Source organism: Sediminibacterium goheungense (assembly GCF_004361915.1).
Lineage (GTDB): Bacteria > Bacteroidota > Bacteroidia > Chitinophagales > Chitinophagaceae > Sediminibacterium > Sediminibacterium goheungense.
Genome location: NZ_SNWP01000010.1, coordinates 390,953 through 404,286, shown reverse-complemented (window position 1 = coordinate 404,286; position 13,334 = coordinate 390,953). Strand labels below are relative to the sequence as shown.

The following is a 13,334-nucleotide window of genomic DNA, read 5'->3' as shown; positions in this document are numbered from 1 at the left end:
TATTTGCACACATTAAAATTATATATGCCTTATTTATTTACTTCTGAGAGCGTATCTGAAGGCCATCCTGATAAAGTAGCCGATCAGATATCTGATGCCTTAATCGATCATTTTTTAGCATTCGATGCACAGTCAAAAGTGGCCTGTGAAACACTGGTTACTACCGGTCAGGTAATACTGGCAGGTGAAGTAAAATCAAAAGCATACCTGGATGTACAGGAAATTGCCCGTGGCGTGATCCGTAAGATTGGTTATACCAAGAGTGAATATATGTTTGAAGCGAATAGTTGTGGTATTTTATCAGCTATTCATGAGCAGTCTGCCGATATCAACCAGGGTGTTGACAAAAAGAAAAAAGAAGAGCAGGGAGCTGGCGACCAGGGTATGATGTTTGGTTATGCAAGCAATGAAACCGAAGATTATATGCCCCTGGCACTGGATCTGGCTCACAAAATCCTGATTGAACTTGCTGCGCTGAGAAGAGAGAACAAACAGATCAAATACCTGCGTCCTGATGCCAAAAGTCAGGTAACACTGGAATATGATGATAATAACCAGCCGGTGAGAATTGATGCGATTGTAGTGTCTACACAGCATGATGATTTTGATACAGAAGCAAAAATGCTGGCTAAAATCAAATCTGATATTATCAATATCCTGATTCCACGTGTAAAGAGCAAGTACAAGAAATACGCCAAGCTGTTTAACAACAATATCAAATACCATATCAACCCAACCGGCAAGTTTGTAATAGGTGGCCCGCATGGCGATACCGGTTTAACAGGTCGTAAGATCATCGTAGATACCTATGGTGGTAAGGGCGCACATGGCGGAGGAGCCTTCAGTGGTAAGGATCCCAGCAAGGTAGACCGTTCTGCAGCGTATGCTACCCGTCATATTGCCAAAAACCTGGTAGCTGCTGGTGTGGCAGATGAGGTATTGGTACAGGTATCGTATGCTATTGGTGTAGCACAGCCTACCAGCATCAATGTAAACACTTATGGAACTGCCAAAGTAAATCTTACGGATGGCCAGATTGCCAAAATCGTGGAAGGTTTGTTTGATATGCGTCCATATTTTATTGAGCAGCGGCTGAAACTGCGTAGCCCGATCTACAGTGAAACGGCTGCATACGGACACATGGGTCGTAAGAGTGAAGTGGTAACCAAAACTTTCAAATCGCCCGATGGTAAAGAGAAGAAAGTAAAAGTGGAACTATTTACCTGGGAAAAACTCGACTATGTAACCAAAGTGAAAAAAGCTTTCGGTTTGAAATAAACTAATCAGCATAAAAAGCCCCGGTTCTACCGGGGCTTTTTTACATGTGTCAAAATCGGATGATGAAGCAGCCTGCCCGATGGTCGTTTATATTTACAGCTGTAGTTACGCTGGCTATAATTGTATTGCTTCGCTGGCAAGGTGCTTCATTAACTCAACCTGCTACTCCTTCAGGTATTTTGTCGCTCGAATTTGCCAATACGCCCGACAAACTGGTGCCTGTTTTTCAATCATGGATAGGGTCCTCAGTAGCTAATATCAATATTTGTATTGATTTTCTCTTCATTGCGGCATACACAAGTTTTTTTCTTCTCGCTATTGAAAAAGCCAGTAGACAATGGCAGTCAGGCCTGGCCATACAAACCCGTAATACATTGTGCTGGCTGGCATTACTGGCTGCCATACTTGATATAATTGAAAACTTACTGATGCTACAGACCTTAAACAATCATTATAATAACCATTCCTTACAGGTAACCTGGTACTGTGCTTTTATAAAATTTTCTATTGTTTTGGTAATGATAGCCTACCTGTTGATTAGTGTACTTATTGTTTTATTTCGTAAAAAAAAGATACATGGAAAAAAATCCCTGGAAAACACTTAGCTCAAAAGAAGTGTATAACAATAAATGGATCACTGTTACAGAAGACGATGTCATTAATCCTGGTGGTGGGAAAGGGATTTATGGGAAAGTTCATTTTAAGAACCTTGCCATAGGTATTGTTGCTATGGATGCGGAGCATCATTTATGGCTGGTTGGTCAATACAGATATACCCTGAATACTTATAGTTGGGAGATACCGGAAGGAGGTTGTCCAATTATGGAAGATCCATTGAATGGCGCCAAACGTGAATTAAAAGAAGAAACCGGATTAGTAGCCAGGGAATGGATGGAGCTTTTCAGGATGCACCTTTCTAATTCTGTAAGTGATGAATTAGCCATTATATACTTTGCAACAGATTTGTTGCAGGAAGAAGCTGAACCTGAAGAAACGGAGGACCTTCGGATACAAAAAGTATCATTGGAAAAAGCATATCATATGGTAGAGAATGGAGAAATTATGGATTCTATGAGTGTGGCCGCCATCACAAAAATTAAATTAATGCAGTTGCAGGGAAAACTGATATAGTACATTTGCATATGGCAATCAAACAAAGTGCACTGATTATAGGTAGGCAACCATTGGCCGAAGCCCTGGAAACAGGTAGGCCTATTGATAAAATTCTGATGCAGAAAAATATTTCAGGTGATGCTATTGCCGGTATCAGACAATTGGCAAGGGAAAAAAATATTCCCATTCAAATGGTTCCTCAGGAAAAATTACATTCTCTTACCAGGGCGAATCACCAGGGTGTAATCGCTTTTGCGGCACTCGTACAATATATGGACCTACAGCAGGTAATTGACCATGTGGTTTCAAATGGCGATATACCTTTGTTTGTTATGCTCGATGGCGTTACTGATGTGCGTAATATTGGTGCCATAGCCCGAAGCGCCCACTGTTGTGGTGCACAGGCACTGGTAATACCCGATAAAGGTGTAGGCGCTTTAAATGAAGAAGCTATGAAAAGCAGTGCCGGCGCACTTGAGCATATTCATGTATGCAGGGTGAATAGTCTGTTAAAAGCTGTTGATACGTTACATCTGAATGGTATACAGGTTTTTACGAGCGAAATGCGCGCCGATAAAAAAGTATACGAGCTTCAGTTGAAGGATCCCTGCTGTATTATCATGGGCGATGAAGGTAAGGGTGTACAACCCTATCTGGCCAAAGCAGCCGATGCTTTCTTTACCATACCTATGGCGAATAAATTCGATTCGTTCAATGTGTCTGTTGCAACCGGTATTGTTTTATATGAAGCCATGAAACATAGACTGGGAAAAGTATAAAATTCTTTTGCCTATGACGCCAGCCCAAAAAATACAACTGATCGAATGTCCGCGTGATGCCATGCAGGGATGGCCTCATTTCATTCCAACCGAAATGAAAGTAAAATACCTGAACCAATTGTTGGCGGTAGGTTTTGATACGCTAGACTTTGGTAGTTTTGTTTCGCCCAAAGCCATTCCGCAAATGGCAGATACCAAAGAAGTGCTGTCACAACTCCGTATAGAGGAAACGGCTACCAAATTACTTGCTATTGTGGCTAATAAGAGAGGTGCAGAGGAAGCTATCGCATACGATGCCATTCGTTATATAGGGTTCCCTTTTTCTATATCTCCAACATTTCAGCAGAAAAATACCAATAGTACGATCAATGAAAGTTTTGATCTTGTGAAAGAAATACAGCGCAACTGTAACAATAACGGTAAAGAGCTGGTGGTGTATCTCAGTATGGGTTTTGGTAATCCATATGGAGATCCATATGATGCAGACATTCTTTTGCAATGGGCCGATGCCATGGTGATGGAAGGTATTACAACCATTTCACTGGCAGATACAGTAGGTGTGGCTAGTCCGGAACAAATCAGTGAAGCATTGCAAACATTGATACCGCAATATCCTTCGGTACATTTTGGCGTTCACCTGCATTCAACTGCTTCCAACTGGCAAAATAAATTGGATGCGGCTTATTCGTCAGGATGTACCCGATTCGATGGAGCAATGAAAGGTATTGGTGGATGCCCCATGGCTCAGGATAAATTGGTGGGGAATATGGATACCGAAAAAATGATTCTTTATTTTCAGGAAAAAGGTTTGCTCACCCAACTCAATACAAATGCATTGATCGAAAGCAGCAGACTGGCAGCACAAATTTTTCAATAGTCAATGAAATTTCACTACGAATTCGATATCAAGTCGCCTGCAAAAAAAATTCAGCATCAGCATCATATGATGTTGATTGGTTCTTGCTTTACGGAAAATATGGGTGAGAAATTACAAAAACATAAATTTCAGGTAACTGAGAACCCGCATGGTATTCTTTTTAATCCCGTTAGCGTAGCAGAAGCTATTACAGACTATATTGAACAAACCCTTTTTACAGAAACCGATCTTTTTTGTTATAATGAATGCTGGCACAGTTGGAAACACCATAGTAGGTTTTCAGGGATAACGGCTAATGAAGCACTGCAAAAAATAAATACATCGGTTCAGGATGCGCATGTAGCATTGAAGAAAGCCGATCATATTATGATTACACTGGGGTCAGCGTGGGTGTACATGCTTAGTGAGAAAGCTGCCAATTTTAAAAAAGGGAAAGTGGCAGCCAATAACCACAAAGCACCTGCCGACTGGTTCACGAAAAAGCTACTCACTACTGAAGAGGTTTTGCGTGTACTCGATAACCTGATTCATCGTTTGTTCCATTTTAACCCCGGAATACAAATCATTTTTACCATTAGCCCTGTTCGCCATTTACGTGAAGGTGTGATTGAAAATAATAAGAGTAAGGCTGTATTGATACAGGCAGTTCATCATTTGGTGGAGAAATTTGAGAACCTGTATTATTTTCCGGCATATGAACTTGTTATCGACGATTTACGTGATTACAGGTTTTATGCAGAAGATCTGGTGCACCCTAATTTCCATGCTACACAATATGTCTGGGAAAAATTCGTAAATGCCTGCATGCCTGATGAAACAAAAAGTTTATTAAAAGAAATTGCTACCATCAACCTGGCGGTACAGCATAAAGCTTTTAATCCTTCTACTACGCAGCATCAGGCTTTTTTGAAAACATACAGGGAAAAGACCCTGCAAATGCAGATGTTGTATCCCTTTATTATGTGGGAGAAAGAACTCAGTTATTTTTCAGAAAATATTCGCTGAGCAAATCAGTGGATCCGGTCGCCTCTTACTTCTATTTCCTGCATAATAGAGGCTTCATATTCGAGCCATTGTTGCCAACGCTTGCGTACTTTTTCCTTGTCTATATAAAATTCAGATAATTCTATAAACAAAGTGTAATGTCCTGCTTCACTTTCCATAAAGCGGCGGTAAAAATTACGCATGTATTCGTCATTCAGCCCCTCGCTTAGTCTTTTAAAACGTTCGCAACTTCTGGCTTCAATAAGGGCCATGGTTAATAACTGGTCCAGAAAGCGACCTTCTTCATCGCCTCCTTTTTGCTGAAATTCCAAAAGTTTATTTACATAAATGTCTTTTCGTTGGGTGCCTAATGAAAGTCCTCTTTTATGTAATTCGTTTAATACAAGCCTGAAATGCCCCCATTCTTCTGTAACGATAGGTGCCAGTTGTTTTACGAGTTCAGCTTTCTGCGAATACCGCTGAATCAGCGAGATACAGGTAAGGGCCGCTTTTTGTTCACAGTAGGCATGGTCTGTAAGTATCGCTTCCAGGCTGATACCGGCAAGGTTTACCCAACGTGGGTCAGTAGGTAAATGAAGACCGAGAATATTTCGGGTATGATCAGACAGTTCCATATATGATGATTAACGATGCAAAATACTCTGTAAATATGAATTATACTGCGTATGGCATTCATACAAATTGCTTTAGTTTTACTGTATGTATCAGGATGACTTCCTACAACGTAAACTGGATGAAAGGATAGCCGGGCAATCACTAAGAAGCCTTCGGTTTTCTCAGGATATGATTGATTTTTGTTCAAATGATTATTTGGGTATTGCTAAACAGCATTTGCTAAAATCAGCTTTTAATCCGGAGTTGTCATCCGGATCTACGGGTTCCCGTTTATTGGCAGGCCACTATCCGTTGATACAGGAAACAGAAGAAGAGATAGCCGCATTTCATGATGCACCAGCGGCTATCATGTATAATTCAGGTTATGATGCCAATCTCGGGCTTTTATCTGCTGTTCCCCAAAAAGGCGATACGATTTTTTATGATCAGCTTTCTCATGCATCTATCAGAGATGGTATCAGATTATCTTTTGCGCAGGCTTATTCTTTTTTGCACAATGATCTTACGGATCTCCGGAAAAAACTGCAACAGGCTACGGGTACTATATTCATCGTTACAGAGTCTGTGTTCAGTATGGACGGAGATATTTGTCCGCTTCAGGAACTGGTTGCCCTCTCCAAAGAGTACCATGCTCACCTGATTATTGATGAGGCCCATGCTACAGGCGTTATAGGTAACAGAGGCGAGGGGCTGGTACAGCATTTGAAACTGCATAAAGAAGTTTTTGCACGGGTACACACATTCGGGAAAGCCTGTGGCTGTCATGGTGCGGTAGTGCTTGGCTCGGAGAGAGTAAGGACCTATTTAATTAATTTTTCACGAAGCCTTATTTATTCAACAGCACTTCCTGAACATGCTGTAGCAATGATTCGGGAATCGTATCGTTTATTTCCTGAAATGCATGCTGAAAGAAAGTATCTGCATGAACTGATAGATATTTTCCAGCAAAAAAAACTTAGGTATGAAAAATTGATATCCTTCACCCCCATTCAGGGCATTGTGGCGCCCGGAAACCAGGCAGTAAAAGAACTTGCAGGAGTATTACAACAGCAGGGGTTTGATATACGTCCCATTTTATATCCAACCGTACCGGCTGGTAAAGAACGGTTACGTATTGTTTTGCATGCATATAATACCCATAAGCAGTTGTTTGATTTGCTGGCATTCCTGACTTGATAGTAAGTTTCTGTCTGGCAGGTTCTGTAAAATATCTTATATTCATTTTCAAATACTGGCTAATGAGAATCGTTCCATTTCTTATTTCAGCGATCGGTACGGCAGGTTTAATCGTTGCATTAAACACACAGTTACCGGCAGGAGGAAGTAAAACGCCAAGACTGGGTTACTTTCTTTCTCCACAACAAGGCTTCTGGCAAAATGCAGAAGCTGTTAATGCCTCACATAACGAGACAACTACCTTAACAGGTTTGAAAGGAAAAGTAGATGTATACATGGATGAGCGACTGGTGCCGCATATCTATGCTGAAAATGATGTAGACGCCTATTATACACAAGGGTATCTTCATGCCAAATACAGGTTATGGCAGATGGAGTTTCAAACACATGTGGCGGCAGGGCGTTTGAGTGAAATAGTAGGCCCTGACCGTATTGATACAGATAAATTCTTCAGGAGAATGGGGATGGTATACGCCGCCGAAAAAACCATGAGAGAGGCATCGAAGAATAAAGATATAAAAGCTGCTATTGAAGCGTATGCAGAAGGTGTGAATGATTATATCAATAAACTAAAACCCGAACAGATTCCATTTGAATACAAATTGCTGGATTATAAACCCGAAACATGGACTCCGGAAAAGACCTATTTGTTTCTGATGTTTATGTCATATGATCTTACGGCCCGAGGGGTAACAAATGATCTTAAAATGACCAATGCGCGGAATTATTTCGGTTATGAAGATTTTGATCAGTTGTACACCAATGTGCAGGATTCGCTAGATCCGATTATTCCAAAAGGGACAGCTTATTTACCGGCTTCTATAAAGACAACTATTCCGGCTGGTGCAGATTCATTGTATTACCGAAAAGCTACTAATGGCGGTACAGCCGTGGCACCTGTTGTGCCAGATAAAAACAATGGTAGTAATAACTGGGCAGTCTCGGGTAGTAAAACGCAGAGTGGCAGACCTATTCTGGCGAATGATCCGCATCTGGGTCTTAATCTGCCCTCACTCTGGTATGAAGTACAGATAACCACACCAACCCATAGTACCTATGGTGCAAGTTTCCCGGGTTCTCCAGCTGTTATTATTGGGTTTAATGATAGCATCGCCTGGGGTGTTACCAATGCGGGCAGGGATGTGATTGATTATTATGATATGAGATTTAAAGACAGTACACTGGAACAATACTGGTATAATGGGGTGTGGAACAAGGCCGATGTAAAAGAGGAAATCATTAAAGTAAAAGGCAGGCCTGATGTAATAGATCATGTTGCGTATACCGCATTTGGTCCCGTGATGTATGATGCGTCTTATAAAAATGAAAGTACCAAAGGAAAATACCTGGCACTTAAATGGACGGCTCATGAGGGTGGTCAGGGGTTGCAGACATTTTATGATCTCAACAGAGCTAAAAATTTTGACGACTATTTAAATGCTATTCATAAATGGACATGCCCGGGACAGAATTTTGTATTTGCCTCAAAAACCGGTGATATTGCTATCAAACAACAGGGGGCTTTTGTAGCAAGATGGAACAGGCAGGGTGACTTTATCATGCCTGGAGAAGACAACCAGTACATGTGGCAGGGTATTATACCAAATGAAGAAAATCCGATGATTAAAAATCCTGAACGTGGTTTTGTGAGTAGTGCCAACCAGAAATCCACAGATGACACCTATCCTTACTACCTCGGTGCAGCCAGTGATTTCCCGGTTTATCGTGGCGTAATTATCAATAAAAAACTGGCTGCTATGAATCACATTACGGCAGCAGATATACAACAGATGCAAACCGATAATTACAATGTATTTGCTGAAATGGCAAGGCCGGCTTTGATGAAGTTTGTAAACGAATCATTACTTACAGCTGATGAAAGGAAATATCTTGGCATACTAAAAAACTGGAACCTGCGAAATGATATAGGAGAGCAGGGCGCAACCGTATTCAGGGCTATCTGGGATAGTCTGGAAACAACGATTTGGAAAGATGAGTTTGAGAAATCAACCATGCCATTGCCCTGGCCAGATGAACCTGTATTACTGGATATCATGCTGAAAGACAGTATGTATTACTTTGCTGATAATGCCAACACACCCGATAACACTGAAACATTAACAGATGCTGTGTTGCTGGCCATACAGAAAGCATCAAAAACCTGTATGATACTGGAGAAAAAAGGAGAACTGGCCTGGGGTAAGTTCAAGGATACAAGGGTAAGTCATTTACTAAAAATTGACCCTTTGAGTCGTTTGCATTTACCGATAGGGGGTGGAGCACATATCATCAATGCTACCACAACAACGCATGGACCCAGTTGGCGCATGATTGTTCATTTAACAGACGAGGTTGAAGCATATGGCGTTTATCCTGGGGGGCAGAGCGGAAACCCGGGAAGTAAGTTCTATGATAATTTTGTGGACGCCTGGGCTACGGGAAAATATTTCCGGATATTGTTCCTGAAAAAAGAAGCTGCAGCCAAAAACAAACAGATTAAATGGCATCTCACATTCACTAACAGCTAATTACTTACTATGAAATTTTTATCTGCAATTATATTAACTGCGCTGTTGGCTTTTGCTACCGGCTTATATGGAATATTACCCTGGTGGAGTTTTGCTATAACCTCATTCATCATTGCTATTGCCATTCACCAGAAAGCTGGGAAAGCGTTTTTAGCTGGCTTTGCAGGCCTGTTTTTACTATGGAGTATATTGGCAATACTGATCGACAGTGCCAATGATCATATTCTTGCTACAAAAGTTGCTAACATCCTGCCACTAGGCGGTTCGTATTGGGTTTTGATTTTGCTTACCGCTATTATCGGAGGATTGGTTTCGGGTCTTGCTGCACTTACAGGAAGTTATTTACGGCAGACCACCAAACAGCGATAAGTAGGCATACAAAATATTAATTATTCGTTAAAGCATCTGTTTATGGAGTAGGTACTCATAAAAGGCAGCCCGTGGCAACTTATTTTCGTTCTAACTCTGACCACATGAAACCACTACTGCTAGCATCACTATTCATTTTACTCTATACTGTCGGATCTGCACAAGTTATCAACGGAACCATTACCGACACAAAAAACGAATTACTGCCCTATTCATCTGTTGTAGTAAAAGGAACTACGCAGGGAGTATCGGCTAATAGCAAGGGGTTTTATTCTATTCAGTTGGCTCCTGGAAATTATACCCTTCTATGCCAATATATCGGTTACAGGTCTGTAGAGAAAAAAATCACCCTTGAAAAAGGGAAAAACATTGAAATTAATTTCCAACTCGAATTGCAGCAATATAGCTTGCAGGATGTAACTGTGAGCAATAACGGGGAAGATCCTGCATATGCTATTATCCGAAAAGCGATTGGTAAAAGAACAGAACATCTTAAAGAGATAAAGAAATTTACTGCAGATGTATACCTGAAAGGGCAATTGCAATTGCGTGATTATCCGAAACGATTTTTTGGTCAGAAAGTAGATTTTGAAGACGGCGATTCCAGTAAACGAAAAATGCTCGTATTATCTGAAACAATTGCCAGGTATTCTGTTGAAGAGCCGGCAAAGGAGAAAGTAGAAGTAATATCTACAAAAGTAAGTGGCAGGAGCAATTCCTTCGGTTTTAGCAGTCCGCAAATCATATCATTTTATAATAATACCATTCAGGTTGGCGAAAACCTTAACCCGAGAGGATTTATTTCTCCCATTGCCTCAACGGCACTTTCTTTCTACAGGTACAAATTCGAAGGAACGTTTTATGAAAATGGTGTTGAAATCAGCAGAATCAAAGTGATTCCCAAACGAAAGTATGAGCCTCTTTTTCAGGGTTATATCAATATCGTTGAAAACGAATGGCGAATACATAGTCTCAGACTTAATCTCGTAAGAGAACAGCAAATGCAATTACTCGATACACTTGTAATAGAACAGCTTTATGTGCCGGCAGAAAATGTATGGGTCATTAAAAATCAGGTGATTTATCCATCAGGAAAAATTTTCGGCTTCGACTTTTTCGGAAGCTTTGTGCAGGTGTACGATCGGTTTAATCTAAATCCTGTGTTTGCTAAAAAATATTTTGATAACACAATTATTAAGGTATACGACAGTGCCAATAAAAAATCTATGGCTTATTGGGATAGTATCAGGCCTCTCCCGCTACTTACTGAAGAAGCCCTGGATTACAGGAAAAAAGATAGTCTTGAGCAGGTAAGAAAAGACCCGAAATACATGGATTCCATTGATCGGAAGAGAAATAAAATTTCACTGGGAGGTATCTTCCTGACCGGGCAATCCATCAGTAAACAAAAAACAAGAACTTTTCTGAGTTTTGAGCCACTGATAAATACCCTCAATTATAATACGGTAGAGGGTGGGGTACTTCATTTCTCTCCTACATGGAGTAAGCGTTTTGATGAAACCAGCAGGAAATCATTACAGCTCACACCATATATCCGTTATGGTTTTGCTAACCAACATTTTAATGCACATATTACCGGCAGCTATAATTTCGGGAAAAAATATTTCAATAGTATCAGTGTATCAGGTGGCCGTCGTGTGTTTCAATATAATAATGCTGCTCCTATTTCATCAAGGATCAATACTTATACAACTTTACTGTATGAGAACAACCACATGAAAATCTATGAGGCCAACTTCTTTCGTATTAATTATTCTGCGGGAGTGGGTAATGGCCTTACCCTGAATGCAGGATTTCAGTTTCAGGACCGTTTCGGTTTACAGAATCTTTCTGATCCGGTTAGCTGGAAAAATATTGAGGGAAGAAGTTTTACCCCTAATTATCCTGCAGATCTTACCAATGCGGTCATGCCTAGAAACCAGGCTGCCTTGTTTACGGCCGGATTCAACTGGAGGCCTGGCGGAAAATATATTGAAATACCGGGTAGGAAGATTGCTGTCGGATCAAATTATCCAACCTTCAATTTTGCACTTACGCACGCTGTAAAAGGATTCCTGGGAAGTGATGCAGATTTTACCAAATGGAGATTGTCTGTTGCTGATGACCTCGACCTGAAACTTGGTGGTAAATTGAGTTACAGAGGTTCGATAGGAGGTTTCCTCAGTGCTAAACAGGTATTTATTCCAGACTACACACATTTTCAGGGTAATCAAACTGTACTGGCAAATGATCCTTTAAGTGGCTTTCAGTTGGCACCTTATTACCGCTATAGTAATACCTCGAAATTCTATGCGACTGCCAATGTTGAATACCATTTAAACGGATTACTCTCGAATAAGATCCCTGGCTTTAGAAGATTGAACTGGTTCTTTGTTACAGGAGCCAATTTATTGTATACGCAGGCAGGTAAAAACTACTATGAAACATTTTTCGGAGTAGAAAATATATTGAAATTCATACGTGTTGATTTTGTGCAGGGATTTGAAACAAATGGTCCGTCACCAAGAGGAATCAGGATTTCGGTTCCTTTATTTGAAGGCGGCAGAGAGTAATGATGTTCCCGGTTTAACTAACTTGTAGTCATTAACCATCTTTCTGATTATGAAAATTGGGCTACTATTATCTATCGGACTGCTATCCCTGCTGTCTTGTAAAAATATTTCAGATAACCATATATCGAAGTCTGATTTATTTACAGACTTGCCCGACAGTGTGCAGGCAGTTTCCTTAGCTGGGGATACACTATATACATCCCTGAACTACCCGGAAGGATCAGCGAAATATGATAGTGCTAAAATGAATTATGAAGCATCGCCGGATAATGTTGATCATATTATCTGGTATGGAAGATGGACTGCTTATAAAGGCGACTTCAGGGAATCTATTAGAATCTATACAAAGGGTATTGCTAAATTTCCGGAAGATGCAAGACTTTACCGCCACAGAGGACACCGCTATATTTCCATACGTGAATTCAACAGGGCTATTGCTGATTTTGAAAAAGCAGCTGCTTTGATCAAGGGAAAAAAAGATGAGGTTGAGCCAGACGGTCAACCTAATGCACTGAATATTCCTATCAGTACCCTTCATTCCAATACATGGTATCACCTTGGGTTGGCTTATTATCTTACCAATAATCTGACAAAAGCATTACCCGTATATGAACAGGCAGTAAAAGAGGCAGACAATCATGATCAACTTACCTCGGCTACACATTGGTTATATATGACATTAAGACTTTTAAATAAGAAAGAAGAAGCTGAAAAAATACTGGAGCCGATTAGGCCAACTATGAACATTATCGAGAATACTGCCTATCATCAACTATGCCTTTTATATAAAAATCAATTACCGGTAGATTCGCTTTCAGGAGAGAAGGGAGCAGCCAGTAGTAATGATGCAGTAAAATATGGTTTAGCCAATTGGTATTACTATAACGGTGATCTCGAAAAAGCAAAACTGTTATATGAGCAAATTCTTCAGGGCAAATCCCCTTATTCATTTGGTTCTATTGCTGCAGAAGCAGATTATGTAAGAAGATTCAGGAAATAAAACCCGGGTAAATGTCTGATG

Annotated in this window: 12 protein-coding genes; 11 read left to right on the top strand and 1 reads right to left on the bottom strand. The window is 40.5% G+C overall.

Annotation, left to right across the window (positions count from 1 at the left end):
• Nucleotides 1-24: 24 nt before the first annotated feature.
• The 6 genes from metK to BC659_RS01765 all read left to right on the top strand — a co-directional run bounded on the left by metK (nucleotide 25) and on the right by BC659_RS01765 (nucleotide 5,052).
• Nucleotides 25-1,278 (top strand): methionine adenosyltransferase, encoded by a 1,254-nt coding sequence (metK, locus tag BC659_RS01790; protein WP_133472870.1) that lies wholly within the window; start codon nucleotides 25-27, stop codon nucleotides 1,276-1,278.
• A gap of 62 nt (nucleotides 1,279-1,340) precedes the next feature.
• The gene (locus BC659_RS01785; RefSeq protein WP_133472869.1) at nucleotides 1,341-1,883 is read left to right on the top strand and encodes a hypothetical protein; all 543 of its coding nucleotides are present in this window, start codon (nucleotides 1,341-1,343) and stop codon (nucleotides 1,881-1,883) included.
• Nucleotides 1,855-2,409, top strand: coding sequence for an NUDIX domain-containing protein (locus BC659_RS01780; RefSeq protein WP_133472868.1), 555 nt, complete (start codon nucleotides 1,855-1,857; stop codon nucleotides 2,407-2,409). Before BC659_RS01785 ends, BC659_RS01780 begins: the two co-directional genes overlap by 29 nt.
• An 11-nt stretch (nucleotides 2,410-2,420) precedes the next feature.
• Entirely contained in the window at nucleotides 2,421-3,170 is a 750-nt protein-coding gene (rlmB, locus tag BC659_RS01775) for a 23S rRNA (guanosine(2251)-2'-O)-methyltransferase RlmB (RefSeq protein ID WP_133472867.1), read from the top strand.
• A 13-nt stretch (nucleotides 3,171-3,183) separates the two neighbouring features.
• On the top strand, nucleotides 3,184-4,047 hold the full coding sequence (locus BC659_RS01770; protein WP_133472866.1) for a hydroxymethylglutaryl-CoA lyase: 864 nt from the start codon (nucleotides 3,184-3,186) through the stop codon (nucleotides 4,045-4,047).
• Nucleotides 4,048-4,050: 3 nt separating this feature from the next.
• On the top strand, nucleotides 4,051-5,052 hold the full coding sequence (locus BC659_RS01765) for a GSCFA domain-containing protein (RefSeq protein ID WP_133472865.1): 1,002 nt from the start codon (nucleotides 4,051-4,053) through the stop codon (nucleotides 5,050-5,052).
• 5 nt (nucleotides 5,053-5,057) lie between these two features.
• On the opposite strand, the gene BC659_RS01760 is transcribed toward BC659_RS01765, so the two are convergent.
• The gene (locus BC659_RS01760) at nucleotides 5,058-5,666 is read right to left on the bottom strand and encodes a MiaE family protein (protein WP_133472864.1); all 609 of its coding nucleotides are present in this window, start codon (nucleotides 5,664-5,666) and stop codon (nucleotides 5,058-5,060) included.
• Between the two features lie 85 nt (nucleotides 5,667-5,751).
• Here BC659_RS01760 and BC659_RS01755 point away from each other — a divergent pair, with 85 nt between their 5' ends.
• From BC659_RS01755 to BC659_RS01735, 5 genes are all read left to right on the top strand, one after another.
• A complete protein-coding gene (locus BC659_RS01755; protein WP_133472863.1) occupies nucleotides 5,752-6,843 on the top strand; it encodes an aminotransferase class I/II-fold pyridoxal phosphate-dependent enzyme in 1,092 nt (363 codons plus the stop codon).
• A gap of 62 nt (nucleotides 6,844-6,905) precedes the next feature.
• Nucleotides 6,906-9,371, top strand: coding sequence for a penicillin acylase family protein (locus BC659_RS01750; protein WP_133472862.1), 2,466 nt, complete (start codon nucleotides 6,906-6,908; stop codon nucleotides 9,369-9,371).
• 9 nt (nucleotides 9,372-9,380) lie between these two features.
• Nucleotides 9,381-9,740, top strand: a complete 360-nt coding sequence (locus BC659_RS01745) for a hypothetical protein (RefSeq protein ID WP_133472861.1) — start codon at nucleotides 9,381-9,383, stop codon at nucleotides 9,738-9,740.
• A gap of 104 nt (nucleotides 9,741-9,844) precedes the next feature.
• Entirely contained in the window at nucleotides 9,845-12,313 is a 2,469-nt protein-coding gene (locus BC659_RS01740; protein WP_133472860.1) for a DUF5686 and carboxypeptidase regulatory-like domain-containing protein, read from the top strand.
• Nucleotides 12,314-12,362: 49 nt separating this feature from the next.
• Nucleotides 12,363-13,313: a tetratricopeptide repeat protein gene (locus BC659_RS01735; RefSeq protein ID WP_133472859.1), complete on the top strand. Its 951-nt coding sequence runs from the start codon at nucleotides 12,363-12,365 to the stop codon at nucleotides 13,311-13,313.
• Nucleotides 13,314-13,334 lie beyond the last annotated feature (21 nt).

What these genes read in the sequence shown, in the direction of transcription:
- BC659_RS01750 (WP_133472862.1), top strand. Translation starts at nt 6,906, where the DNA reads ATGAGAATCGTTCCATTTCTTATTTCAGCGATCGGTACGGCAGGTTTA.
- metK (WP_133472870.1), top strand. Translation starts at nt 25, where the DNA reads ATGCCTTATTTATTTACTTCTGAGAGCGTATCTGAAGGCCATCCTGAT.
- BC659_RS01755 (WP_133472863.1), top strand. Translation starts at nt 5,752, where the DNA reads ATGTATCAGGATGACTTCCTACAACGTAAACTGGATGAAAGGATAGCC.
- BC659_RS01765 (WP_133472865.1), top strand. Translation starts at nt 4,051, where the DNA reads ATGAAATTTCACTACGAATTCGATATCAAGTCGCCTGCAAAAAAAATT.
- BC659_RS01760 (WP_133472864.1), bottom strand. Translation starts at nt 5,666, where the DNA reads ATGGAACTGTCTGATCATACCCGAAATATTCTCGGTCTTCATTTACCT.
- BC659_RS01780 (WP_133472868.1), top strand. Translation starts at nt 1,855, where the DNA reads ATGGAAAAAAATCCCTGGAAAACACTTAGCTCAAAAGAAGTGTATAAC.
- BC659_RS01740 (WP_133472860.1), top strand. Translation starts at nt 9,845, where the DNA reads ATGAAACCACTACTGCTAGCATCACTATTCATTTTACTCTATACTGTC.
- BC659_RS01770 (WP_133472866.1), top strand. Translation starts at nt 3,184, where the DNA reads ATGACGCCAGCCCAAAAAATACAACTGATCGAATGTCCGCGTGATGCC.
- BC659_RS01735 (WP_133472859.1), top strand. Translation starts at nt 12,363, where the DNA reads ATGAAAATTGGGCTACTATTATCTATCGGACTGCTATCCCTGCTGTCT.
- rlmB (WP_133472867.1), top strand. Translation starts at nt 2,421, where the DNA reads ATGGCAATCAAACAAAGTGCACTGATTATAGGTAGGCAACCATTGGCC.
- BC659_RS01745 (WP_133472861.1), top strand. Translation starts at nt 9,381, where the DNA reads ATGAAATTTTTATCTGCAATTATATTAACTGCGCTGTTGGCTTTTGCT.
- BC659_RS01785 (WP_133472869.1), top strand. Translation starts at nt 1,341, where the DNA reads ATGAAGCAGCCTGCCCGATGGTCGTTTATATTTACAGCTGTAGTTACG.